This is a genomic window from Xanthomonas sp. LMG 12461 (genome assembly GCF_009192935.1).
Taxonomy (GTDB): domain Bacteria; phylum Pseudomonadota; class Gammaproteobacteria; order Xanthomonadales; family Xanthomonadaceae; genus Xanthomonas_A; species Xanthomonas_A sontii.
The window spans coordinates 16,762-41,452 of record NZ_NQYT01000018.1; the positions used below are offsets into that span (position 1 = coordinate 16,762).

The 24,691-nt window shown below is 64.6% G+C and carries 25 protein-coding genes; 10 read left to right on the forward strand and 15 right to left on the reverse strand.

Annotated features, from left to right (window positions below; translation table 11 throughout):
* Nucleotides 1-16: 16 nt before the first annotated feature.
* The 7 genes from CEK68_RS04845 to CEK68_RS04875 all read right to left on the reverse strand — a co-directional run bounded on the left by CEK68_RS04845 (nt 17) and on the right by CEK68_RS04875 (nt 7,040).
* Nucleotides 17-2,347, reverse strand: a complete 2,331-nt coding sequence (locus CEK68_RS04845) for an AAA family ATPase (RefSeq protein ID WP_152238706.1) — start codon at nt 2,345-2,347, stop codon at nt 17-19.
* Between the two features lie 163 nt (nt 2,348-2,510).
* A complete protein-coding gene (locus tag CEK68_RS04850) occupies nt 2,511-3,596 on the reverse strand; it encodes a site-specific integrase (RefSeq protein ID WP_152238707.1) in 1,086 nt (361 codons plus the stop codon).
* A 242-nt stretch (nt 3,597-3,838) separates the two neighbouring features.
* Nucleotides 3,839-4,375, reverse strand: a complete 537-nt coding sequence (locus CEK68_RS04855; RefSeq protein WP_152238708.1) for a hypothetical protein — start codon at nt 4,373-4,375, stop codon at nt 3,839-3,841.
* Nucleotides 4,372-4,917 (reverse strand): VC1465 family Xer recombination activation factor, encoded by a 546-nt coding sequence (locus CEK68_RS04860; protein ID WP_226977758.1) that lies wholly within the window; start codon nt 4,915-4,917, stop codon nt 4,372-4,374. Before CEK68_RS04860 ends, CEK68_RS04855 begins: the two co-directional genes overlap by 4 nt.
* 640 nt (nt 4,918-5,557) lie before the next feature.
* Nucleotides 5,558-6,094, reverse strand: coding sequence for a hypothetical protein (locus tag CEK68_RS04865; protein ID WP_152238709.1), 537 nt, complete (start codon nt 6,092-6,094; stop codon nt 5,558-5,560).
* The gene (locus CEK68_RS04870; protein WP_226977759.1) at nt 6,091-6,636 is read right to left on the reverse strand and encodes a VC1465 family Xer recombination activation factor; all 546 of its coding nucleotides are present in this window, start codon (nt 6,634-6,636) and stop codon (nt 6,091-6,093) included. Before CEK68_RS04870 ends, CEK68_RS04865 begins: the two co-directional genes overlap by 4 nt.
* A complete protein-coding gene (locus CEK68_RS04875) occupies nt 6,579-7,040 on the reverse strand; it encodes a DUF3693 domain-containing protein (RefSeq protein WP_152238710.1) in 462 nt (153 codons plus the stop codon). The genes CEK68_RS04870 and CEK68_RS04875 overlap by 58 nt, the downstream gene beginning before the upstream one ends.
* Nucleotides 7,041-7,175: 135 nt before the next feature.
* On the opposite strand from CEK68_RS04875, the gene CEK68_RS04880 reads away from it, so the two are divergent.
* The 9 genes from CEK68_RS04880 (at nt 7,176) to CEK68_RS04920 (ending at nt 12,144) form a co-directional block, all read left to right on the forward strand.
* Nucleotides 7,176-7,391 (forward strand): hypothetical protein, encoded by a 216-nt coding sequence (locus tag CEK68_RS04880; RefSeq protein ID WP_152238711.1) that lies wholly within the window; start codon nt 7,176-7,178, stop codon nt 7,389-7,391.
* 413 nt (nt 7,392-7,804) lie between these two features.
* The gene (locus tag CEK68_RS04885; RefSeq protein ID WP_193314115.1) at nt 7,805-8,692 is read left to right on the forward strand and encodes a replication initiation protein; all 888 of its coding nucleotides are present in this window, start codon (nt 7,805-7,807) and stop codon (nt 8,690-8,692) included.
* 11 nt (nt 8,693-8,703) lie between these two features.
* Nucleotides 8,704-8,973 carry a G5P family DNA-binding protein gene (locus CEK68_RS04890; RefSeq protein ID WP_226977760.1) on the forward strand — a complete coding sequence of 90 codons (270 nt, stop codon included), beginning with the start codon at nt 8,704-8,706 and terminating at the stop codon, nt 8,971-8,973.
* A gap of 3 nt (nt 8,974-8,976) precedes the next feature.
* Nucleotides 8,977-9,177: a hypothetical protein gene (locus CEK68_RS04895; protein ID WP_152238714.1), complete on the forward strand. Its 201-nt coding sequence runs from the start codon at nt 8,977-8,979 to the stop codon at nt 9,175-9,177.
* A 16-nt stretch (nt 9,178-9,193) separates the two neighbouring features.
* Nucleotides 9,194-9,334, forward strand: coding sequence for a major capsid protein (locus CEK68_RS04900; protein WP_152238715.1), 141 nt, complete (start codon nt 9,194-9,196; stop codon nt 9,332-9,334).
* A gap of 122 nt (nt 9,335-9,456) precedes the next feature.
* The gene (locus CEK68_RS04905) at nt 9,457-10,572 is read left to right on the forward strand and encodes a virulence factor TspB C-terminal domain-related protein (RefSeq protein ID WP_226977766.1); all 1,116 of its coding nucleotides are present in this window, start codon (nt 9,457-9,459) and stop codon (nt 10,570-10,572) included.
* Entirely contained in the window at nt 10,569-10,844 is a 276-nt protein-coding gene (locus tag CEK68_RS04910; protein WP_152238717.1) for a DUF2523 family protein, read from the forward strand. The genes CEK68_RS04905 and CEK68_RS04910 overlap by 4 nt, the downstream gene beginning before the upstream one ends.
* The gene (locus CEK68_RS04915; RefSeq protein ID WP_152238754.1) at nt 10,841-11,944 is read left to right on the forward strand and encodes a zonular occludens toxin domain-containing protein; all 1,104 of its coding nucleotides are present in this window, start codon (nt 10,841-10,843) and stop codon (nt 11,942-11,944) included. The genes CEK68_RS04910 and CEK68_RS04915 overlap by 4 nt, the downstream gene beginning before the upstream one ends.
* Before the next feature lie 2 nt (nt 11,945-11,946).
* Nucleotides 11,947-12,144, forward strand: coding sequence for a hypothetical protein (locus tag CEK68_RS04920; protein WP_152238718.1), 198 nt, complete (start codon nt 11,947-11,949; stop codon nt 12,142-12,144).
* Between the two features lie 856 nt (nt 12,145-13,000).
* Here the strand turns inward: CEK68_RS04920 and CEK68_RS04930 are convergent.
* From CEK68_RS04930 to CEK68_RS04965, 8 genes are all read right to left on the reverse strand, one after another.
* On the reverse strand, nt 13,001-14,182 hold the full coding sequence (locus tag CEK68_RS04930) for a VWA domain-containing protein (RefSeq protein ID WP_152238720.1): 1,182 nt from the start codon (nt 14,180-14,182) through the stop codon (nt 13,001-13,003).
* A complete protein-coding gene (locus CEK68_RS04935) occupies nt 14,179-16,494 on the reverse strand; it encodes a DUF5682 family protein (RefSeq protein ID WP_152238721.1) in 2,316 nt (771 codons plus the stop codon). The genes CEK68_RS04930 and CEK68_RS04935 overlap by 4 nt, the downstream gene beginning before the upstream one ends.
* A gap of 14 nt (nt 16,495-16,508) precedes the next feature.
* Nucleotides 16,509-17,591, reverse strand: a complete 1,083-nt coding sequence (locus CEK68_RS04940; RefSeq protein WP_043092055.1) for an AAA family ATPase — start codon at nt 17,589-17,591, stop codon at nt 16,509-16,511.
* 26 nt (nt 17,592-17,617) lie between these two features.
* Complete coding sequence (locus tag CEK68_RS04945) at nt 17,618-19,144, reverse strand: DUF5691 domain-containing protein (RefSeq protein ID WP_152238722.1); 1,527 nt, start codon at nt 19,142-19,144, stop codon at nt 17,618-17,620.
* Nucleotides 19,141-20,484 (reverse strand): SWIM zinc finger family protein, encoded by a 1,344-nt coding sequence (locus CEK68_RS04950; protein ID WP_226977761.1) that lies wholly within the window; start codon nt 20,482-20,484, stop codon nt 19,141-19,143. The genes CEK68_RS04945 and CEK68_RS04950 overlap by 4 nt, the downstream gene beginning before the upstream one ends.
* A gap of 225 nt (nt 20,485-20,709) precedes the next feature.
* Nucleotides 20,710-21,108 carry a hypothetical protein gene (locus CEK68_RS21190; protein WP_226977762.1) on the reverse strand — a complete coding sequence of 133 codons (399 nt, stop codon included), beginning with the start codon at nt 21,106-21,108 and terminating at the stop codon, nt 20,710-20,712.
* Nucleotides 21,109-21,184: 76 nt separating this feature from the next.
* A complete protein-coding gene (locus CEK68_RS04960) occupies nt 21,185-22,435 on the reverse strand; it encodes an ATP-binding protein (RefSeq protein WP_152238723.1) in 1,251 nt (416 codons plus the stop codon).
* Entirely contained in the window at nt 22,432-23,121 is a 690-nt protein-coding gene (locus CEK68_RS04965) for a response regulator (protein ID WP_017913698.1), read from the reverse strand. The genes CEK68_RS04960 and CEK68_RS04965 overlap by 4 nt, the downstream gene beginning before the upstream one ends.
* Before the next feature lie 109 nt (nt 23,122-23,230).
* Here CEK68_RS04965 and CEK68_RS04970 point away from each other — a divergent pair, with 109 nt between their 5' ends.
* The gene (locus CEK68_RS04970) at nt 23,231-24,691 is read left to right on the forward strand and encodes an efflux transporter outer membrane subunit (RefSeq protein WP_226977763.1); all 1,461 of its coding nucleotides are present in this window, start codon (nt 23,231-23,233) and stop codon (nt 24,689-24,691) included.

The window sequence follows — 24,691 nt, forward strand, 5'->3', positions numbered from 1 at the left end:
GCTGGCGCTGCCTGATTCATTGGCCTGCCTCGGCGGCCTCTGCTGCGTCACTCTCCGCAGCTGGGTCAGGTTTGATCGGCATCTTGCCGTCGACGTCGTCTTCTTTGCGTTTTAGTTGGGCGATCAGCCATCTAAGTCCGTCATCGATATAGTCGGGAAGCACTAGCTCCTTCAAGTTCTCACTTTCAAGCAAATTCATTGCCAACTCGGCTTTGTCGCCCTTGGCAAGATCCGCATGCAGCCTACTAGATAGCTCTTCAAGGTTCGCGGTCGTATTCAAAGCATCGCGGAACTTCTTCGCAAGACCAATTCCTTCAAGTGCCCTGAAGAACTCAATGTTGTGATACACCAAAGCGTCTTCGAACGTGTTGGCTATTGCCTCGCCATCATTATCGGTACCAAATGACACCTTAGTAGGCTGCTGATATGCGACGCGAACGCCCACACCGCTTTGGTCCAGCAGAGCAAGGGAGTCTGGTTTCATGTCCAAGAGCAGGTCGAGCAACTCTTGAGCAGGCAACCAAGTCTTGATTGTCTGGTTGCGTGTCAGAAGGGCCTGGCCCCGCTTTGGGACGGCGTTGCCTCCGTCTGCCCTCTTGGCATCCAGGTCGGTGATCACCAGCGTGTTGATACCAAGCGCAGTCAGAAGAGGACGAAGGCGGTGCGCGTGGCTTCCACCGATTTCAAGCCATGTCAGGTAGCGCCTTGTAAGATAGATGTAATCTTCTCGATTTCGCACCATGTGCGGCACTAGGATACGCTCAGCTGGTCCTTCCACGAGAATGGCACCGTCGGCAAAGAACAGATCACAATGCGTTGCTTTTAAATAGCGCTTCACGAAACGGGTGGTGTCGTCTTCGGTGCCGAAGATGCGAGATAGGTTCACCACACGAGATACCGGAACAGACCCCTTGATAGGATTAACGGGCATTCGTCGGAAGTAGCGAAGCGAAGCGAAATCCGCTTCATGCGCAAGGTGGCTCGAATGTGTGCTGACGATCATCTGAGTGCAAAGGTCTTCTTTATCTCCTAGATGGTCGTGGCGCCTCAGCACGCCATAGGCATGCGAAATGAACACCTGCTGCACTTGCGCATGAAGGTGCGCCTCAGGTTCTTCTACCAACACCAGATGCAATGGAGGAATACTGACTTCGTCTGTCGGAGATTGCTTCGAAGCCTTCCCGACTCGCATCCATTTGTCGCGGAAGCTCATCAGGGCGAAGACCATCGAAACTAGGTTCTGGTAGCCAAGTCCGTTTGAGTCTTCGGGTAAGCGATTGATATATCCGACATCGGCCAAATGCGTTGGCACCTCGTAGTGCACGGTTGAGGCGTGGGTCAGAGCGTCTACTGGTCGAAGATCTGCTGTCAGAGTCAGTTTTGGATCAGTTAGGCCGGGATACCCAATCGTTTCCAACTCCTGCAACGCAGCTTCAAATGAGGTCGATAGCTGCTTGCCGAACTGCACTCGCGCACTGTGTAGGGCTTGCAGCGCTTCCAGATCTTTCTCTTCTGGCTTGTCGAACGGATCCAGGTGTTGGGTGTAATAGCCACGTAGCTGGGTGGAGAGTCGCTTGCCTGGGCGTGTTGAGCTATCGACTTGTTCTTCGTCTCCCGATCCAGTTGATGGAGTCCAGCCCAGCCCGCGCTGAGCGCTGATCTCGTCAATGCGGATCAAGCCTTTGAACGGATCGCTAGTGAGGGCTTCACTTCCAGGAGGCAGTGGTTGTGGCTTCGCCTCTCCGTCGCCTGGGTCTTTAAGCTTCGCCGGATCGAGAAGGTACGCCTTGACCTCGAACATGGCACGCAAGCGACGTGATAGGAACTCGATCATCGACTTAGGCCAAAGCGAGAATTGGTCCGCTCCTTCGGCAGGAGCGACCGCAGCCGCAGCCATTACTGCCTTCGCCGAACTCCGGGAGGCTAGATATTCGCGCTTGAAGTCTTCGATGCTTTTCGGTTCATAACGCAAGCGGACCCCGAGCGCCGACCCGTCCCAGTCGAGGGTGGGTAAGATCTTCTGCGCGAAGTGAAGCTGCTTTTCCGGCACATAAAGCCATACATCGAGGAACGGGACCACAGAACCCCAGTCAAAGTCAGGAGCCTCGTCACCAGCTGCTTCTTCTTCCCAAGCCTTGCCGACGGCATCGATCTTCGCCCAGTGAGATAGCGTGAAGTCGTTGATCGAGAAATTTCCGTGATCAACCAGGAAGCGGCGGAGAGCGACCATTGCCGATGTCTTGCCACTGTTATTGGCGCCAACGAAGACCGTTGATTGTTTGGCGATGTCGACTCGCACTGCGAGCAACTTGCGGAAATTCGCAACCTCTATGAAATCAATGTGCACCGTAAGCTCCGATTTATCAGCGCGATCTGATTTTTGGTTGATGGCTTCGAAAGGCTACAGCTGGTTGGCACAATCTAGCTACTTCTATACTGCCTTTGATCCCCTCATCACTGATCTACTCAAAACCAAGAAAGCATATCTCCAGCCACGCACATTGCGACGCTTAGTCCTCCAAAAGACGAGCAGCGGGATTCGCGGTGGCTCCGCCCGCTTGGAAGTATCCAATCACGCTCGACACCGCTCGGTGCTCTGTCATCTGCATGATGGCTGGCAACGCCACCCCCTGACGACTGGCCTCGGTCACGAACCCCGAGCGCAGGCTGTGCCCGCCAAAATCCCCCTCCAGCCCGGCCAGGCGCGCCCGCCGCTGCACAATCTCGCCTACCGCGGCGGGGGACAGGGCAGGGCCCACCCGATTCTTCCAGAGCCTACGAAAAATAGCTCCTTCCGTGAGGCCGGAGGCTTCTAACCAGTCTTCTAGCGCCATTGCGGCCCGATCCAGGACCGGCTTGTCCGGCGTGGAAGATGCGGAGACGCCAGCCTGCTGGGTCTTGCTGTACTCCAGCCGGTAGATATAGCCCTTGTCGCCGATCCGGCGTAGATCGCGCAGGTCGGCTGCGGCGATCTCGCTGCGCCGGCGTCCGCCGCTGGCGAATCCGAAGCAGAGCAGGGCACGGTCGCGCAGCCCTTCCAGGCTGTCGTTGCAGGTGGCCAGCATCGCCTCGAGCTCGGCCAAGGTGATCGCGGTCTTTTTGCGGGGTCGCTCGCCGCGTTTGACCGAAGCACGGGCCGCACGGCTGAGCACGGTGCGGATCGCTGGCTGCTCGCAAGGATTGGGTTGCTGCTTGAGTCGGTGCGCGGTAGACAGTACCGCCACCCGATGCCGGACCGTGGACAAGGTCCAGGGACCGGGCTTGGCCTTCAGGCCGGCGGCCACCAGCGCTTGGTCAACGGCCGGCGGCAGTTCCCAGGCCAGCTCGCCGTCGGCGTTGCGCCGGACCACATGGTCGACCACGAACTGCAGGACAGCGGCCTCGGGCACCGGCAGGGTCAGTTCGATCCCGTAGCGCGCCGCGTGCCAACCGGCCCAATAGCGCAGCGCGCTGGTGTAGCTGCGGGTCGTGTTCTCGGCGGCCGCTTCGGCGAGCAGCTCGCGCACTGCGTCGGCGGCCTGTTGGGCCAGTTGGTCGGGCAGGGTCAGGCTGGCCGCCGGTTGCGCGAGGGTTGGAATCGCGGGAATATCTTTCATAGTATGTATGTTTTACTACGATGAATGGTGCGTAGCCACGATAATCATCACTTATAGAGGTAGAAGAAGGTCGAGGAGAAGCGGCACATGGCCCAGGAACTTGGCTTCCGGATAGGGAAGGTCAGCGAGCGATACACGCCAAGGCAAGCAAAGCGGAAGTTACGTAGGCGGCGCTCACAACGAGCGCGAAATCGGGTGCGCGGATGCATGGTTCCCCCTGTTTTAGTGACGCATCACGGAAATCAAAGACCCTGCGGAAGCTGGATATAAGTCCGCCAAAACCACTCGGCGTACTCTTCGCAACGCAGGTACTCCTGCAAAAAGCCGGCGCCAACCAAGCCCGAAGGAACAGCGCGAGCAGGGCAGGTAACGAAGGCACGCAGATCATCACCCTGACGAAGCCGGAAACCGGCAAAAGGCGGCCCGGGCTGACCGTACGGCTTGCGCGCCCCGACCGACAAACGCGCACCACGCCCGCGGGCACGGGCCGCGACCGCAGCTCCCGCCGCGTTCTCCGCCCGCGCCCGTGGGCGTGAAGAAAGCTGATGACCGATCGAAGACGGGAACGCCGGATCAGCCCCCCCGAGGGCCGCCAGAGGATCAGCATCCGGCTTCGACGGCTGAGGCTGAACATCCAGATATTGACGAACCGCGATGGCAACCAAGGCATTGAGCGAGATGCCAAGTTGCTTGGCCCTGGTTGCCGCCTGGGTCTTGAGCGGATCGACCAGGCGCACATTAGGGGCGGTCTTGCGAGACGGAGGCGGGGAGACGCTCATGCGCCCACCCGCAAAATCTGGTCATGAGATTTTTGGCCCGTGTTACTCCCCGGGCCAAGGTGAAGGGCATTTTTAACCGGTCCGACCGGTGAAAAATACCCCGAAGTGTCGACACTTTGCCGACAATGCGTAGACGCGGACGGCTTGAAAACCCACGCCGGAGCGCGGCAGTGACTGACCATAGCAGTGGCCACATGGGTGGGCAACACGCCGCGGCGCTTGGCCATGATGTTGCGGAACTCCTGCGCCTGCAGGATCAGAAGCGACCACCAAACCAGGTCGCTGGAGCGCAGCTCCCGGCCCTCAGGCGTGGCCAGGACGTTGCCGCGCACCTGGAAGCCGGTCCAGTCGGGACCGAGCAGCTTGCCGCCCCTGAGAACACGCATGAGCTTGTAGGCGGTATAGGGGATGCGCGCTCGAGCGGACTCCCAATTGGAGACCGTCCGGACGCTGACGCGCAACAGCTTGGCGCAGTCGGGGATGCTCAGGCCGAGGGTGATGCGGGCGGTGCGGAACTGCTCAGCGTGGTGGCGGATCTGCAACGGGGATGGCCGGCCGCGCCCCCGTCGGGGGACACGGCCAATTTCGCATAATGTATCTCGGTTCATTATACGTCGCATGAGTTAATCCTTTGGCAGGGCGGATCTTAAATGAAAGTGTCGACACATGCAAAAATTTCTCTATTTAATTCGTGACGCATCACTAAATAGATAGTTTAGTGACGAGTCACGGAATTAGAAGCAGTCAACGGGGCGCGAGATTTTTGCCGATGCATGGGCAACAAAAAGCCCGCGCCAATGACGGCCGCAGGCTAATAGATCTACAGCGGTTTGCGCGGGGTGCCCCCGCACCCGCACATCATATTCCGTGATGCGTCAGAGAACTATTCCAAGCCGACGATCACCCTGATGGTTCAGAGCAGCAATGATGGTCGAAAAATGCGCGGGCCAGATGCGCCCAAATTTGAACGCGAGATCCAAACGCCCCGATCTGTAGAGCAGAAAGAAAACTCCAAAGTACCTAAACATCAGCCATACGCCTGGCTTCCTCACGGGAAAGCTGAGCGAGCGATACAGGCCCAAACAAGCAAAGCGGAAGTTACGTAGGCGGCGCTCACAACGAGCGCGAAATCGGGTGCGCGGATGCATGGTTCCCCCCTGTTTTAGTGACGCATCACGGAAATCAAAGACCCTGCGGGAGCTGGATATAAGTCCGCCAAAACCACTCGGCGTACTCTTCGCAACGCTGGTACTCCTGCAAAAAGCCGGCGCCAACCAAGCCCGAAGGAACAGCGCGAGAAGGGCAGGTAAGAAAGGAATGCAGATCATCACCCTGACGAAGCCGGAAACCGGCAAAAGGCGGCCCCGGCGGACCGTACGGCTTACGCGCCCCGACCGACAAACGCGCACCACGCCCGCGGACACGGGCCGCGACCGCAGCTCCCGCCGCGTTCTCCGCCCGCGCCCGTGGGCGTGAAGAAAGCTGATGACCGATCGAAGACGGGAACGCCGGATCAGTTCCGCCGAGGGCCGCCAGAGGATCGGCATCCGGCTTCGACGGCTGAGGCTGAACATCCAGATATTGACGAACCGCGATGGCAACCAAGGCATTGAGCGAGATGCCCAGCTGCTTGGCCCTGGTTACCGCCTGGGTCTTGAGCGGATCGACCAGGCGCACATTAGGGGCGGTCTTGCGAGACGGAGGCGGGGAGACGCTCATGCGCCCACCCGCAAAATCTGGTCATGAGATTTTTGGCCCGTGTTACTCCCCGGGCCAAGGTGCAGGGCATTTTTAACCGGTCCGACCGGTGAAAAACCCCCCAAAGTGTCGACACTCTGACGACAATGCGTAGACGCGGAAGGCTTGAAGACCCAAGCCGGCGCGCGGCAGTGACTGACCATAGCAGTGGCCACATGGGTGGGCAACACACCGCGGCGCTTGGCCATGATGTTGCGGAACTCCTGCGCCTGCAGGATCAGGAGCGACCACCAGACCAGGTCGCTGGAGCGAAGCTCCCGGCCCTCAGGCGTGGCCAGGACGTTGCCGCGCACCTGGAAGCCGGTCCAGTCGGGACCGAGCAGCTTGCCGCCCCTGAGAACGCGCATGAGCTTGTATGCGGTATAGGGGATGCGTGCTCGAGCGGACTCCCAATTGGAGACCGTGCGGACGCTGACGCGCAGCAGCTTGGCGCAGTCGGGGATGCTCAGGCCGAGAGTGATGCGGGCGGTGCGGAACTGCTGAGCGTGGTGGCGGATCTGCAACGGGGATGGCCAGCCGCGCCGCCGTGCGGGGACACGTCCAATTTCGCATAATGTATCGTGTGCGATTCTTGTAACGCATTGATAGTTGAAGCTTTTGCTTCGTGAGGCAGGGCGCCTCCTATGAGCAGCATCACCCCCATAGCCGTTGCTGCCAGCTTTCTCCACACCGCCTTTTCTTCTCGGGTGATTGCGCGCTGTTCCCCGGCGATCCCCATCACCAGCGCCAGTGGCTCACCGGTTAGGCCCGCTATCGTCGCGCATGCCACCGGGTCGGGCGTGTTTCTGCCCTTTCGCCAGTTGTTCACGGTCTGACGGCTCACCCCCAACGCTGCCGCTAAGTCACTGTCAGTGCTGAGATTTCGACGTTCTTTGATTGCGTCGAGCAATTCGGCAACGCTTTTCATGTATCGACCCTCTTGACAATCTTGTCTCGACCCATTTTACTGCGTCTCGTGTATCGAGACTCGATACACGCCCCGCCGACCGGTCCCCCTGTCCGGCGGCGGGTTCTACAGGGAGCGGGGGAAGGGGCAATTCAGATGGATATCAAGCAGCACGCGGCCATTCAGCCGCTCGTGATGGACCTTCAGCGTTCCGCGCTCGCATTCGCCGAGTTGGGCGAATCCAAGGTGTCGCGTCTGATCCTGGCCGCTGCGTTCGCGGCGCACAAGATCAAGCCCACCAAGCCGGTTCCGCCCAGCGGCCAGCCGGTCAGCGAAGCACCCAAGCCGGTCGCGAAGGGGAAGGGCGCGTAAGCGCCCTTTTTCGTGATGACTCACGTTGTGGCCGCGTCGCTTCTTCTGCTTTCTGGCGTCCTCGTTGCCGCCGGCTTGCTGCGCATCCTCGTTTGGAACCACGAGCGTTGCCTGCGTCGTCTCGATGCGGAGTACCGCGCGTGTGCACTCATCGCGCAGGCCAAGCGTGAGGTGTGCCGTGGTTGATGCGCTCGCCTTCATCGCCTATGTCGTTCTTGCTGTCGTGTTGGTGATACGCCATTTCGTGCGTCGTGCCAAGGCGGTGAAACGTGGCTGACGGATCACGCACCACGCGCACGACTTGCGCATTCTGCGGCGATCCAACGTCGCACTTTTTCCCTGGCGGCCTGTGCATCGCATGCGCGGGCGCCCATCATTTGCCCGTGTCTGTTTCCGCTTCGCCTGCGCCTGAAATGGCTGCATTCGATGCGTCGATTGGACAGATGCAGGCAGCAGCGCGGCGCACTGAACTCGCGTCGCAAAACCTCGCACGCCAGAAGCGTGCTGTTGGTGCGTCAATGGCCGCATACGTGGCCGCAGGAGAGGGCGGCCGCGAAGCGGCCGCCCTTGGGCTTGTCCATTACTCAACAAGTGGAACGCAGGCATTCGGTCGCGTCTCCATCGAAATCGATCCGCAACTTGCGCGGGCGCAACGGCTGCGAAAGTCCGTCATTACCGGAGCGAGGCTCCATGACCAAGAAGCGAAAAAAGGTTCGCGCCGTGGCGCGTGGTATTTCCTCACGCTCACCTACCGTGACGGAAGCAACAGCCGCCCTCGTGACGTTAGCGAACTACTTAGACGGATGCGCGGCTACTTCAATCGAACTGTCTCTAGGGCCGTCCGGTGGAAGGGTGAGGTGTTCCGTTACGTATGGGTCGGAGAACTCACCAAGCGACTGCGGCCGCACTACCACGTGATGGTGTGGGTTCCGCGTGGCATGTATTTCGGCAAGGTCGATCAGCGTGGATGGTGGCCGCACGGTAGTTCTCAAATCGAGAAGGCGCGCAACTGCGTCGGCTATCTCGCCAAGTATGCAAGCAAGTTCACCAGCGCGACCGCTGCGGCGTTCCCCAAGGGGTTTCGCACGAGTGGCATTGGTGGGCTGAACGAAGAATCCCGGCGCGAACTGCGTTGGTGGAAAGCACCGTCAGAGGCGCGCGAAGCGCTCGGCGGCGATGCAGATATCCGCAAGACCAAAGGCGGATGGTTCGACAGGCTCACGGGGGTTTTCTGGCCGTCCCCCTGGAAAGTCTCTTTCATTTTCGGCCGCACAATCGCCTGGAAGGTAATACCACTATGAAAGTCCAAATCATGAGCAGCATCGTCAACGTGCGTTCGTTCCCCGCTCGCGAGGGTAAGGCTGCGATGCATTTTCGCGAGCAGAAAGCGGCCGTGATCCGGCCCAACGATTTTCCGCTTCCGTTCCCGCTCACTCTCGATGAAGACCAGCCGCCCTATACGGAAGGCTTCTACGAAATCGACCCCGCGTCGCTCCAACTGAACAAGTTCGGCGGCCTTGAATTTGGCCGTCGCATCAAGCTCGTGCGCGACGCCGCCCCGGCGCCGGCTGCCAAGGCGTAATCCATGGCGCAGCAAGCTTACGTCCTCTACTGCGTGCAATTCGACGCGCAGACGCATGAGTGCACGCAGCAGGCGTGGCTGCCTGCGCCATCCCTTTTACCCCCGCTGACGGTCGAGCAGGCGGGACAGATTGGCAGTGCGGCGTTGCTGTTCCTGGGCGCGTGCTGGATCTGGAAGAAGCTTGGCCAACAAACCCAACGATGAAAAGAGGAGAGCAACAATGGATATCGACGTCACCACCGTGGTTACCGCCCTCGGCGCCGCCACCGCCGCCATCGGCCTCGTCGGCGCAGCGAAGATGCTGCCCAACGCGGCGATCAAGGCGTGGAGTTGGATTACTCAGGCCATCCGCGGCGGCTAATTCAGCGCTTTAACCTGGGGGGCTTCGGCCCCCCAATTTCTTTGGGGAAAACCGATGGAAGGCTGGATAGTTCTATGTGTACTTCTGATTGGCCTCGGCATTCTGTTCTCAGATTGACCGCTGTGTGCGCGCTGTGGCTTGGCGTCGTTGCGGTGGCATCGTCTGGCATCAATGTCAATCCTACGTCTGCTCGTTATGCCGCCACTACCGCAACTGGCGTTCGGTCTACGGTCACTCTTGAGGCGTCTTTCACCGGTTCTGTCAACGGTGTGCGCAACTACGCCGTCCCGGTCGAAATGCCGTCATCCACATTGGGCACGCTTGCGCGTGGTGCTTTGAAACGTGGCTTTGCCGCATACAACGCCTACCTCATGGTGAAGGGCATTGTTGACGCTGCGGGCTGGGCCATTGATGAGTTGAAAAATCAGGTTGTGGCGCCTGCGACTGCGCAAACGTTGCAACCGGGGTCCAAGGCGTGGTGCGCGACTGTAGGCGGTGAGATGCGTTGCACCACCACGACCGGCGGCGCCATAGCGATTGCCGGTCTGCAATTTCAGAATTGCACGTCTGCTGAATTTGAGTCTCCCGACAACTACCTGATCGTCAGTTGTCGCAATGGCAATGACCGGCTCGCTTTGGCGAAGACAGTCACGCAGCAGGCCGTTGTGAACTATGGAAGCGGCACCACAAGCGACACCGTCATTGATGATGGTCAGATAGGCGATTTGATGAAAAAGTCGCCGGAGGTGGTCAACGCCATATTGATTGATCCTGATACTGGCGCTCCGATTCGCACTCAGGAAATCACAGATGCCATGAACGCGCTCCGTAAGCAGCTTGAGGCCGCAAACGGTGTTGATCCTGGCCCTGATTCGGTGCCTACGGATGACCCTTCAAAAACGCAGCCGATGGAGTCGCAGTGGCCTACGTTTTGTTCGTGGGCCGGGAAGGTCTGTGATTTCGTGGACTGGATGCGTTCCGATGGCGAACCGGAAAAGGAGCTTCCGGAGCGTGACATCGAAATTAACCCCAATAGCTGGTCGAGCGGCATCGGTGGTGGCAGTTGTCCTGCGCCTGAGACGTTTACGGTGAACGTGGCTGGCTCGTCAGGGCAGGGGGAGTTTAGTTGGCAGCCGTTGTGTGATTTCTCCACGTTGCTGCGTCCATTCCTGATCGTTGTTGCATCAATCGCCGCCGCCATGATCTTGGCCGGCCTTCGTAGTGGAGCGTCTAAATGAAGGCACTTTTGCAGTCGTTGTTCGGTGATGCGCTGGCGCGCATCCTCAGTGGTGCCGGCTTGTCTGTCATCAGCTATGCGGCAATCACGCCCGTGGTGCTTGGCGCGCTCAACCTCGTTGCATCGCGCGTCAATGGCCTGCCTGCGACCGTCGCCAGTCTCGCGCTCATGTCTGGCACTGGCGAGGCGATGACGATTGTTGGATCCGCGATCATGGCCCGCATGGCGATCAATGCGGCGGGTTCTGGCATCGGCAAGGCGGCGGCGAAATGATCTACCTCGTGACTGGCATGCCGGGCAACGGCAAAACGTTGTTCGCGGTCGATTTCATCAGCAAGGAGGTGCGCAAGCGTAGGCCGGTCTATACCGATATCAAGGGCATTACTCTTCCCGGCGTCCAGCCTGCCCCTGAGGATTGGCGCACGCTGCCTGATGGGTCCATTGTCGTTTACGACGAAGCGCATAAGCGATTTCCCTCGTACAAAGGCAAGGGTCGTTCCCCGCTTGAGGTCGTGCGCGACATGGACGAGCATCGGCACCGTGGTTTCGACATGATGTTCATCACCCAGTGGCCGGATAAGATCGATCAGGAGTTGTTTCGTCTCGTCAATAAGCATTGGCATCTCAATCGCGCGTTTGGGCTTCAATCTGCCTCGCTTGTTGCCTTTAGTCGTGGCGTCATGAATCCATACAGTGCGAGCGCTCGCAAGGGTGCTGATGAAAGCGTGTGGTCGTATCCGACTGACCTCTACAAGGTCTACAAGTCCAGTTCGATGCACACCGATGCGCATAAGTTCAAGATGCCCGCCAAGATCAAAGCAGCGCTTATGTCGTTGCCAGTGATCTTGTTCGCCTTGTGGGGTTTCTATTGGTTCATCACGCCGAAAGCGCCTGAAAAGAAGCAGACGGCGGCGGAGCGCAGCGTAGCGGAGACTCCGACGCCGGCAGCGTCGATGTTGGGCGGTCCTGGCGTTCAACCAATCCAGCAGGACAAGGCGGCTGCGACGGGTGAGTATTTCAGCCTGACCGGCCCGACAGTCACGCCGATAGTCGGTTGCGTGGATAGCCACCGTGGTTGCCGCTGCTGGAATCAGGATGGCTTGTTGATCGATCAGACCCAGGCCGAGTGCCGGCGTGTGGTGGAGCGTCCGCTTCCGATCAACATTTATCACCAATACGCCGCGCCAAGCGGCTCTGCGCCGGTCGCGGGCGGGGTAGGTGGCGGGCAGCCTGTCGGCGGCCCTGATGCAAGCGGTCAGGGCGCTGTGCAGGGCTCCATCGTGGAGCGCAAGGCGCGTTCGCTCGGCACGTTCCCGGAGTCGCCTTCTAAGGTCACTGGCACGTACACTCCTGCCACCACGCTGGAAATGTGAGCATGCAAAGCATCGATTGGATTGCCACCGCTCAGCTTTCTGTAGTCATCGCTTTGTGCGCCGCTGGGATTGTTTCCGGTATCCGCGCCAGCCTGCGCCTGCGGCGTCTAGAGCGTGAGTGGAGTGCTCATCGCGCTTTAGAATATGTACGCCGCGCTGACCGGCATCAGCGCAACGTTTTTTACGACCCGTTCGACTAGATGGTGTGACTAGCCGTCGTTTAGCGCAGCTTCTTTCCATGCTGCATTTCGCGTTCTTTGGTCGTGTAAATTCATGGCAAGCGACCGCATAACTTCTCGCCGCTTTTCATGCCGGTTGCGGTCGTTAGCCATGTCTGTGAGTGCGCGAATTATCGCGTTTAGTTGCCTTTCGTCCGCTACAAGGAAAGCTGTTAGCGAAATCGCGTCTTGTATCCCGTCGATGTAGGCGGCTGTTATTTCTGCATCGGCGCTAGGTGGCATTTGTCGTTCTCCTTGTGTGGACAATTAAGGTAGCGTTTTGGGGTGTAGGGGCATAGCCCCTACGTAGACGCTTATCCAGCCATGCCCCCGAAGTGGCGTTTCTTCCATTCGCCCAGATCAACAACAACGACCTTCACCATCGACTGCTGACGCGCTTTCCTGGCAAGGTTCCGATTTCGTGTTGCGTCACGTAAGTCAGTAGCATCTGCGCGCCATAGCAGGCCGCGTAGCCGGCGTTCGGGTATGCGCTCTCCCGATGGTGCTACCAGATCCCGGCCGGCGAGTCGCCAGCCAGCCCATGGGCCGTGTAGCTCCACGTGATTGTCGATGATGTGTCTTGCATGCGCTTCCGCGCAGTGATTCGGGCAGGGTTGACCGACCGCCCAGCAAGGCGGCCGGCGATCGATGTTGTACGTGTCGCTCACGCTGCGATTTCCTTGTCGCTAGGGGATCGAGGTGGTAAGCAAGAGGTAAGCCACATCCAGATCCATCGCAGCCTTGCCAGCATCAGGCGCATATGCAATTTCGCATAATGTATCTTATGTAAAATTACTGGAGTAGAAGGAGCCCGCAGGCACCGTCAGACCCACCAACCTCACCGCACCGTCACCAACCCCTGCGCCCCCGCCCACTGCTGGATGTCGTCACGGCGGATCGCCGCGGCCATCAGGCCGGGGAATGCGTCCGGGGTGCAAGCGAACGACGGCACGCCTAGCGCCGCCAGCTTGCCGGCCAGGGCGCGGTCGTAGGACGGTGTGCCTTCGTCGCTGAGGGCCAGCAGCACGATGAACTGCACGCCGGATTCGACCAGTTCGCGGGCACGCGCCAGCAACCGCTCCTCGACGCCGCCTTCGTACAGGTCGGAGATCAGCACCAGGATGGCGTTGTGCGGTTCGCGGATGATGCTCTGGCAATAGCTCACGGCGCGGTGGATGTCGGTGCCGCCACCCAGTTGCACGCCGAACAGCAGGTCCACCGGATCGTCCAGTTGCTCGCTCATGTCGACCACTTCGGTGTCGAACACCACCAGGCGCGTGGACACCGCCGGCAGCGAGGCCATCACCGCGCCGAAAATGCTGGAATACACCACCGAGGCAGCCATGGAGCCGCTCTGGTCGATGCACAGCAGGACTTCGCGTTGCGGCTTCCTGGCCTTGCGGCCGTAGCCGACCAGGTCCTGCGGTACCACGGTGCGCAGGTCGGGTTGCCAGTGCCGCAGGTTGCTGCGGATGGTGCGGTGCCAGTCGATCTCGGCCAGCCGCGGGCGGCGGTTGCGGCGAGCGCGGTCCAGGGCGCCGGTCACCGCCGAGCGCATCGGTTCCTCGAGCTGGCGCAGCAGGCTCTCCACCACCTGGCGCACGACCATGCGCGCGGTGTCCTTGGTCTGCGCCGGAATCACCTGGCTCAAGCCAATCAGGTTGGCGACCAAGTGCACGTCGGGCTGCACCTGCTCGAGCATTTCCTTTTCCAGCAGCATCTGGGTCAGATCCAGGCGCTGCAGGGCGTCGCGCTGCATCACCTGCACCACCGACGAGGGGAAGTAGCGGCGGATGTCGCCCAGCCAGCGGGCCACATTGGGCGAGGAGGCCCCTCGCCCGCCGCGGCGCCCCAGGCCGCCTGGGCCGTCGGGCTCGTACAGCGCGGCCAGCGCCTGGTCGATGCCCTGCAGCGGCTTGGGCAAGGCGCCGCAACTGGATTCGGCCTCCTGCCCCAGGATCAGGCGCCAGCGCTGTGCGCGCGAGGTGGGCGTGTCGGGAGTGGATGGCGTGTCGGTCATGCGGGCAATCCCAGCAGTTCGCGCAGCGTCGGCACCGCGCGCTCGGCGCGGGCCAGGTTCCAATCTGGGACGACAGCGGCATCGGTTTTCTCCACCGGCGCCTGGCGCACGCGCGTTCCCAAGTCGCGGCGGTCGGCGGGCTGGAAGGCGGCGAAGGTGCGCCGCACCAGCGGCAGCACGCGCACCAGTTGCGCCTCGTCCAGCGCCACGACCCAGGCGTCGATCATCTGCCACACGGCATCGTCGTGCAGCAGCACGGTGGCGTTGCGGTTGAGGAAGCCGTCCAGCCATTGCGCGGCCTGCAGCGGTTCGGCGCCCGGCGACAGGTGCTGCTGCAGTTGCAGGTGCACGGTGGTGCCCTGCACCGCCTGGGTGTCGAACAGCAGCCGCAGGGCGACGCCCTGCAGCAACGCGTTGCATGCCGGCGACAGCGCCACGCGTTGCAACGCTTGTTGCCAGTTGGCGCTGCCGTCCGCATCGCCGCGCAGGCCGATGGCGCGATCGGCGTCCAGAACGATGCTGCGCGCCTGCTCGGCGCGGGCCTCGTCGAGGCTGGACAGCGCCAGGGTCAGGCCGATGACCGCGCGCGCCAGCATGCTGTCGAACAGGTGCGCGACCTGGCGGCCCTCGGTCTGGCGGACATTGCCGTAGCGGTACACGTTGGCCAGGGGCGGCAGCGCACCGAGCAGCGCCAGGGGCTCGGCATCGGTGGCAGCGCGGGCCTCGAGTTCGGCGGCGATCGCGCTGACCGCCTGCGGCAGGTCGGCCAGCAGCACCTGGTCCACCAACGCGGACAACGCTGGCAGCGCCTCGGCCTTGCGCGCCTGCGCGATGGCCATGCTGGACGCGGCATCGGCCAGGGTCTGCCCGTGGCGGCTGGCTTGCACCAGGTCCACCAGGAACTGCGGCTGCCAGGCCAGTTGCCAGATTTCGTGGAAGGTGCCGCGTGCGGACTGCCCGGTGCGCGCCAGCCGGCCCCATTCGATGCCGATCAGGCGCAGCCGATGCAGCAGATGGCTGCGCGCCAGATCGGTGTCCTTGCGCAGGTCCAGATCCAGGGTCTTTTCCAGCACTTCGGGTTTCAGGCGCAGGTGCTTCTGCTGCGCCTCCAGGTCGCGCTGCAGCGGCACCGCCGGCACGCTGTCGGGTACCTGACCCAGGGCGTCGCCGACCATCAGGCGCTCGCGGATGAGCCGCATGGGCGCATCGTCGCCGTTGCAGATGACCGCGCGGCTGGCTTCGGCGATGTCGTCCAGGCCCGGGGCCGGATGACCACGCAAGGCAGCCAGGGTGTCGGCCAGGCGCGTGGCCTCGATCAGGTGCGCCGACGAGCAGTCGAGTCCGTGGTCGCGCAACAGGCGCCCCACCCGCGCATACCAGCCGACGGCGCGTTGGTCGTGGACGCCGCTGCTGCGCCACAGGTGGTCGTACCAGCCCGGCGCTTCCACGCCGGCGCCGTAGCCGCTGTCCATGCTCAGGTGGCGATAGGTCCATGGCACCCAGGTGCTCTGCGTCTTGCGCTTGGGCATGGCCTTGAGCAGGCGGCTGTCCGCGGTGGCGCTGTTGGCGCGCAACGCGGCCGGCTGCAACGCCGGCACATGCCAGGCGCCACAGACCACCGCGACACGCGCGAACGCCTTGCTGGCGCTGCGCAGCGCGCTGCGCATGTGGGCTTCGCGCACGGCCTCGTGTTCGCCGCGCAGGCCGGGAGGCTCCGGCGTGTGTTCGCGCACGGCGGCCATGGCCTCGGCGATGGCATCGAACAGCCCCTGCCCGTCGCCCCGCTCTTCCACCATGTGGTTCCACCAGGCCTCGCCGTCGGCATGGCCGGCGGCACGCGCCAGCCAGTCCAGCGGATCGGACGGGCGCACCTCGGCGCGCTCGTCCTCGGGTGCGTCGGCGTCGTCCTGCGCCGGTGGCGGCGTGTCCGCCGGCTCCGACGTTTGGTCTGCAGGCGCAGCCACGCGCTCGGCACGCGCCTGCGCCTGCCATTCCAGGGTCAAGGCCGGCGGCACGTCCATGAAGCGTACCGCCACGCCGTTGCGCAGCGCCCAGTGCATGGCCTGCCATTCCGGGGAGTACGCGGCATACGGATGGAACACGGCCAGTTGCGGGTCGTCGACGCAATAGGACAGCAGGGCCACCGGCGGCTGCATGCCCTCCTCCAGCACGTGCGGCAGCAATGCTTCGGTACCTGCCGGCCCTTCGATCAGCACGCAGTCCGGCTGCAACGCCGTCAACGCGGCGACCAGGCTGCGCGCGCAGCCGGGACCGTGGTGGCGAATGCCGAACAGGGAGATGGCTTCGCTCATCGAGGCCGGCTCGCTCAGGCCTGCTCGCGGAACGCGCGATACAGGTCCTTCCAGTCCTCGCGCTCCTTCACCACGGTTTCCAGGTATTCCTTCCACACCAGCGCGTCCTGCACCGGATCCTTGACGATGGCGCCGATCATGCCGGCGGCCATGTCGCCGGGGCGCAACACGCCGTCGCCGAAATGGCCGGCCAGGGCCATGCCGTTGTTGATCACGGAAATGGCCTCGGCGGTGGAGAGCGTGGCGGTCGGGCTCTTCAGCTTGGCCTTGCCGTCTTCGGTGACGCCATTGCGCAACTCGCGGAAGATGCGCACCACGCGCGCCACTTCCTGCAGCGCCGGCGGCTCGGCCGGCAGGTCCAGCGCCGCGCCCATTTCGGCCACGCGCTTGCGCACGATCGCCACTTCGTCCTCCTCGCTGGACGGCACCGGCAGGATCACGGTGTTGAAGCGGCGCTTCAGCGCGCTGGACAGTTCGTTGACGCCCTTGTCGCGGTTGTTGGCGGTGGCGATCACGCTGAAGCCGCGCACCGCCTGCACTTCGCTGCCCAGCTCCGGGATCGGCAGGGTCTTTTCCGACAGCACGGTGATCAGCGCGTCCTGCACGTCGGCCGGAATGCGGGTGAGCTCCTCGATGCGGGCGATCTTGCCCAGGCGCATGGCCTGCATCAGCGGGCTCGGCACCAGCGCCTTCTCGCTGGGCCCGTTGGCCAGCAACTGCGCATAGTTCCAGCCGTAGCGGATCTGCTCTTCGCTGGTGCCGGCGGTGCCCTGTACCAGCAGCGTGGAATCGCCGCTGATCGCCGCGGTCATGTGTTCGGACACCCAGGACTTGGCGGTGCCCGGTACGCCGAACAGCAGCAGGGCGCGATCGGTGGCGATGGTCGCCACGGCCACTTCCATCAGGCGGCGGTCGCCGATGTACTTGGGGCTGACCACGAAGCCGTTCTCCAGCGTGCCGCCGAGCAGGTAGGTCACCACCGCCCAGGGCGACAGCAGCCAGTTGGCAGGCCGCTGGCGGTTGTCCTGGCGGCGCAGTTCCTCCAGTTCCTCGGCGTATTGGTGTTCGGCGTGCTGGCGCAGGACGGCAGTGCTCATGAGGTCTCCAATGAAAGGCGTGAGGATCAGGATGCGGCGTGCAGGCTCTGGCGCAGGACCAGGAGCTGGCGGGCCTGCTGCACGCAATCGAGCAAGGCAGCGCTGGCGTCCGCGGGCGGATCGGCCACCTGCACCCGCGGCAATGCCGACGGATGCAGGACGGCAAGCAGTTCTAGCAGCGCGTCGCGCAGCAGATAGTCGTGGCGCAGCATCGGAGCGCCGAACAGCGAGCCCAGGTCTGTCGCCAGCGACTGCGAATAGGCGGCGCTCAAGTGCTGGCCGTGGGCGGTGCCGGCCAGCACCTCGCCGAGCAGCGCCTGCCGCTGCAGTTGCGCGGTACTCGGCGGCCAATAGCGCTCGCGCCGCTCCGGCGGCAGCAGGGCCAGCAGCTCGCTCGGGCTGCGCTGCCGTTGCTCCACGTCGAGCAGGGCTTCCACCCAGGCCGGCTCGCTGGCGTCCACCTGCTCCAGCCAGGCACGCAGCAGGGCGGCGTCCCACTCCGTGGTGCGGGACCAGGCCAGCACCTCTTGCGGGGTCTTCTCCAGCGTGCGGCACCACCAGGCGAGCGGCAACTGCCGCGCCAGTTGATAGAGCCACCAGGCGCGCTCACCGAGCGCGTCGCTGCCGGGCCGCTTGCTGTCGATGGCCGCCTCGTTCCACCCGGCATCGGCCGCCCTCGGCGCCTCCAGGGTCCAGCTCACTCGGCGCAACAGGCCGGTGCGCTGCTGTTGCAACACCGCCGACATCTGCGCCTGCAGGTACTGCGCGTGCGCGGTGGACGTCAACCGCGCCAGCATCGGCCCGGCCAACTGGCGGACCTCGCGGCTGCGGTCCTTCAGCAGTTGCTGCAGGAACGGCGCATCGGCCTCGCACAACTGCGGCCGCAACGCATCGACGCAGGCGGCACGTTCACGTGCGGACAGTTCCTTCTGCGCGTCCTGCAGGCGCTGGCGCGCGCCGTCGGGGTCTGACGCGCGCAACTGCCGCAAGGCCAGCAGGCGCGCATCGAAGGTGCTCTCCTCCCAGATCCGCGCCAGATCGGCAGGCGTCTGCGCCTCCGCTACCGCATCGGTGGCGTAGGTCCACTCCGTATTGCGCGCCGCGAGCCAGCGGCCACGCGCGCCCATCACCGGGCGCAATGCGCCCCGCAGCGCGCTCAGGCGCGCGCCTGCGTCCAATGCCTGCGGCAGTACTGCGACCGGCAGATGCTGGCCGCGTGCGGCCAGTTGCAGGCAGGCTTCGTGGCGAAGGCGTTTCAGCCACGCTGCGGGCTGCGCGCTGGCGAACAGCGCCCGCAACAGCGGCACCCAGGCATGGCCTGCGGGCAGCGCTTGCGGATCGGGCGGCGCGGGCGGCGGTAGCGGCAGTGGCGCGCCGAGACGCAGCGCCGCACGCCGGCAGGCGGCCAACGCGCCCACCTGCAGGCTGTAGCCCAGTGCGGCATCGTCCTGCGTGGCGATGGCGGCGAGTACCTCGCCGAGTGCGCCATCGAGGGCAATCCGTTGCGGGCGATCGATACCCAGCAGCGCCGGTTTCAACCAGGCCTCGTTCATGCCGCGCTCCTTTCCCAACGCTCGCCCTGCGCATTCCACGCGCTGAGCGGCCACAGCGTGTCGCCGTCCCACTCGCCCATCAGGCAGACAGGATGACCGCCGGCGAACGCGAGCAGCGCCCAACCCTGCATCGCGGGCAGTTGCAACGGCAGGCTGCCTTCGCTGTGCTGCGCCCGGACGCTGCGGCCATCGTGCGCGATCTGCGCCTCCTGCAGACGCATCGGCACCTGCGGCAGCCATGGGTTGAGCGCATGCGCACGGGCGGCGGCGTCCAGGGTGTCGGTGCGCGGCAGCGCGGCGCCGGCCTCCACGCCGGGATCGAGTTCGCCCGGCACGGCGCGCAACGGCACCGTACCCGGATGGAAATGCAGGCAGCCGGCATGTACATGACCGTTGCGCCAATGCTGCTCCCATCCGCGCCCGCCGTGGCTGTACTCCTGCAGCAGCGCGGGGCGGCCGCTGTCCAGGCCCTGCAGCCACACCCGGCGTTCCAGCAGATTGCCCGGCTGCTCGATCACGTGCTGCCCCTGCACATGCCAACGATCGTGCACCGCCTCGCCTTCGCGCAACACCGTGTCGCGCTCCAGCGGCCAGCCCAGTGCGGCACGCAGGTCCGCCTGGCGCGCGGCGCTGAAATCGCCTGCGCGCGGCACCGCCTGTGCCAACAGTTGCAGCAGGCCGAGGCGTTCGCCGAGGTCGGCGAGCTGCGCGAGATCGCGGCCGCCCTCGCCCACGGCGCGCTCCAACTGCGCGGCCAGGCCGGGAGCCTGCGCATCGACCATGCGCGCCATCATGCGCCGCGCGTCCTGGTCGAATTCCGCGCCCAGATTGGCCAGGCCCTGGCGGAACTGGTCGGCGATCCAGCGTTGCAGTTCGGCCGCGCCGGCCTGCATGCGCGCCCAACGCGCCTGTTCGCGCCTGGCCGCCGCCGCGGCCTGGACCTGCGGATCGGGCGGCGGCTTGCTGGCGGCGACTTCCTCCTTGCGCGCCGCGCGTTCGCGACGTCCCTGCATCCATTCCTCGACCCAGGCCGGGCGGGTGCCCGGCACGCAGCGTGGGTTGCCGTCGGCATACAGCAGCAGCATGGCCAGCCCGTGCTTGCACGGAAACTTGCGGCTGGGGCACGAGCAACGGCTGACCAGCGCGACCAGGTCCACCTGGGTCTGGTAGGGCTTGGCGCCACTGCCCTGGCATTCTCCCCACAGCACCTCGGTGTCGGCACCGAGCAGGCCCCACTTCCCGCCCGTGGCCAGGCCGGTGGCCGCCTTGGCCGATGCCGCATCCGGCGCAAGCGCGAGGACCTGCTCGCGCGTGAGTCGCACTTCCATATCCTTACTCATCTCAGCGTCTGGTCGATGATAGCCGAGGTCGTGTGGCAATCAGCGACATGGTCGGTGCCGGACACGCGGCACGCGGGCGGCTGCCTCGTTGACTCACCGACCGCGTGTGCCTTTGCGCTGACAACTGGGCATGCGACGCCGGTCGATGGCGCCTGTCATTCCCTCGCTGGCTGCGGCATCACGCACCCCGCGCATGTCGCACTGCCGCACCTGCGGCCGTGGGGTTCAGCCGCCCCGCGCCAACCGCCGCCGGATCTGGGCGCGCTGTTTCGCGCTGAACGCAGCGGCGTGGGTCTGCAGCAGCGCGATCACCGCCGTATGCGCCGCCTCGGTGCGGCGTTGCAGTTCCCGGGTGGCGGCGTGCTCGATGGAGCGCCATTCGGCGGGGGTGGTTCCGGTCGGGATGGCGGTGCTGGCTACACGCATTGCGGGATCCGGTTGCGGCATGGGGCGGCCGATGCAGTGTCGGCCTTGATGCACTTTACCGCCAAGCCGGTCATCGGTGGTTCGTGCCGCGTGGACAGCCAGATGCAGAACCGCATCTTCGCTCCGCAGTTCGGCGCGTGGACGTGCCGCGGTCGACGGGTTCATCGACGAGGCGCCGTTCGCCGCGACATCGAGCATGGGCACTGCGATGGGGCGAATTGTGCGCCACTCCCGCTGGCCAAGCCCCCGCCACATCCCACAGTCGTTAAGAGCCTCAGGCCAGGCGCTTGCGCGGGTTCGCCGCGGACGCACCTGTGACCAGCGCATCCGCGTCGCCGGCAGGCGCATGCGGCAAGCGCACCCGCGCACACAGTCCACCGCCCGCGCGGTTGGCGAATTCCAGCGTGCCGCCGTGCGCCTGGCAGATGGCCGCGGCGATCGACAGGCCGAGGCCGCTGCCGCCGGAATGGCGTGCCCGCGAGTCGTCGGCGCGCCAGAAACGGTCGCCCATCCGCGCCAGGGCCTCCTCGTCCACGCCGGGACCGCGGTCGGCCACGCGGATCAGCACGCCATCGGTGTCGGCCTGCGCCTCCAGCAACAGTTCGCCGCCGGCCGCCGCGTAGCGCATCGCATTGTCGATCAGCACCGACAGCACCTGGCCCAGGCGGTCGCGGTCGGCGCTGATGTGCAACTGCTCGGGAATGCGCACCTGCACCTGCATGCCGGCCTCCTGCAGCGGCTGCGCCGCCCAGGTCAGGCGTTCGCGGACCAGGGCACCGAGCGCGAACCGCTGCGGCTCCAGCATCAACTGGTTGGCGCGGGCCATCGATAGCAGGTGCAGGTCGCCGACCAGGCGATTGATCTGTTCCAGTTGGCGCTGGACCATACGCAACTGCTCCTCGCTGCTCGGGAACACCTGGTCGAGCATGCCCTGCACCCGCCCCATCGCCGCGTTGAGCGGGGTGCGCAGTTCGTGCGCCAGCATCGCGCTGGACTCGCGCACCTCGCGCTCGTACCGCTGCAGCTGCGCGCTCATGCCGTTGAAGTCGGTCGCCAGCCCGGCCAGTTCGTCCGGGGCGCCGGGCACCACGCGCGCACGTGCGGCGAAATCGCCATCGCTGATCCGCCGCGCCGCCTCGGCCACATTGGAGAACTGCCGCGACAATGGCCGCGAAGCGAGCAGGCCGCAGACCACGATCACCGGGATCGACGCCAGCACCATGCCGGCCAGCAGCCACCAGTCGCGGCTGGCCAGCCCGGGCAGGAAGTCGGCCACGTCGTAATAGGTTTCGAACAGTTGCCACAGACGCCGCGCATTGCTGTGCGGATCCTCGCGCAGCTGCAGCATCTCCTGCCGGGCCTGCGGCGGCAGGCGGCTCAGGGTGGAGACGTCCCAGATCGCGAAGCGCAGCACCATGCCCAGCGCGATCGCGATGATGGTCAGCACCGCCAGCGCGCTCATGCGCAGGCCTACCCATTGCCACAGCGGCGCGTGGCGTTTGCGGCGGAACCAGGCCCAGTTCATCGGAAGCGGTAGCCGATCGCGCGCACGGTCACCAGCAGGCCGGTGACCTGCTCGTGTTCCAGCTTCTTGCGCAGGTTGTGCACGTGCGCATCCACCACCCGCTCCAGCGCGTCGCTGTCGGGCAGGCAGATCTCCAGCAGTTCGCTGCGGGTGAAGGCTTTGAACGGCGTCTTCATCAGCGTCGCCAGGATGTTGAACTCGGTCGGGGTCAGTTCCAGCGCCACCTCGTGGCCGTCGGCGTCGCGCACCGTGGCGCGCACCGCCGCGGTGTCCACGGTGAGGCGCTCGTGGCGCAGCGGCTCCTCGCTGGCGCGCGCCGGCCCGGCGCGGCGCAGCACCGCAAACACCCGCGCCACCACTTCCTTGGGACTGTACGGCTTGACCACGTAGTCGTCGGCGCCGTAACGCAGCGCGCCGAGCTTCTCCGGTTCGTCGCCCATCGCGGTGACCATGATCACCGGCGTGTCGCTGCTGCGGCGGATCGTGGACAGCACCTCGGTGCCGCTGAGCCGCGGCAGCATCACGTCCAGCAGCACCAGGTCCGGCTTCCACTGCGCATGCACCGCCACCGCCTTCTGCCCGTCCTCGGCGATGGTGACCTCGAAGCCGTCGCGGCGCAGGTAGGCCTCGAGGATGCTGGCGCTGTCGGCATCGTCTTCGACCAGCAGGATCTTCTTCGCGTGCATTGCCCGGTGCCCGTGTTTGGCGTCTTGATGGAATCTTGAAGATTCCTAGAAGGCGGCTTGAACATGCCCGCCGATGCTGGCAGTCGAGTTCGATCACCCGACCGCTGCCATGATTCTACCGTCCCTGCCGCTTCGCCCGTGTCGCACCCGCGCCCTGCTCGGGCTTCTCGCACTCGCCTTGGGTGGCTGCTCTTTGGCGCCGGTCTACCAACGCCCGCAACCGGCCCTGCCGCCCACCTTCGGCGCGACCAACGCGACCGCGGCCGCCGCACCGGATCGCGGCGAGAGTGCGCTCACCGACCAGGAACTGCAGTTCGTACGGACATTCTCGCCGCAGCACGACCTGGCCCCGCTGCTGACCCAGGCACTGGCCCACGATCCGGACTTCCGCAATGCCGTGCTGACCGTGCAGCAGGCGCGCGCCCAGTACCGCATCGAACGCGCGCAGCAGCTGCCGCAGCTGGGCCTCGATGCCCAGGGCGCGCGCCGCAGCTACGACGACGCGGCCACGCAGGCGCGCTACGGCCAGAAGCTGAGTACCGTTGCGGTCGGCGTGGATGGCTTCGAACTGGACCTGTTCGGCAAGCTGGCCTCGCTGTCGGCGGCGGCGCAACAGCGTTACCTGGCCTCCGAAGAAGGCCGCCAGGCGGCGCGCGGCGCGCTGATCGCCGAGGTGCTGCGCGCCTACACACTGGAGCGTGCTGCCCTGCAGAGCCAGCAGCAGGCGCAGACCATCGCCGAGCGCAGTGCCGCACTGCTGGCGATCGCCACGCGCCAGCAGACGGTCGGGCTGATCTCCCGCGATGCGCTGGACCGCCAGCGCCACGACGACGACCAGGCGCAGGCGCGCGCGCAGCAGGCCACCAGCGATCACGCCGCCGCTCGCCGCGCCCTGCAACTGCTCGCCGGCTACGCCACGCCGGACGGCGCCGGCACCTTGCAGGATCTGCTGCCGGGTGCTGGGCAGGACGATGGCCGCACCTGGCGCGACCTCGACTCGCAGTTGCTGCTGCAGCGCCCGGACATCCGCCAGGCCGAGGCCGAACTGCGCGCGCGCAATGCCGACATCGGCGCCGCGCGCGCCGCGTTCTTCCCGTCGATCCGCCTGAGCACCTCGCTGGGCACCGCCAGCGAGGCGTTGAACGGCCTGTTCATGCCCGGCAGCCGCACCTGGAGCTTCATGCCGCAACTGGTGCTGCCGCTGTTCGACGGCGGCCGCAACCGCGCCAACCTGGACATCGCACAGATGCGCAAGGACGGCGCGGTGGCCGACTACGAGAAGACCGTGGAAGCGGCGTTCCGCGAGGTCGCCGATGCGCTGGATGCGCTGCCAGCGCTTCAACAGCGCGAACGCGGCGAACGCACCAATCTCGAACGCGAACGCCAGCGTGTGGCGCGCCTGCAGCAGCGCGTCGCGCAAGGTCTGCAGGACCGCCCCGAGCTGCTGGCCGGCGACATCCAGGCCGCGCAAGCCGAACTGGCGCATCTGCAGGCGCGCCAGGACCTGTTGCTCGATCGCATCGCGCTGTTCCGCGCGTTCTACGGCGTGCCGCTGCCGAACGCGCCCTGA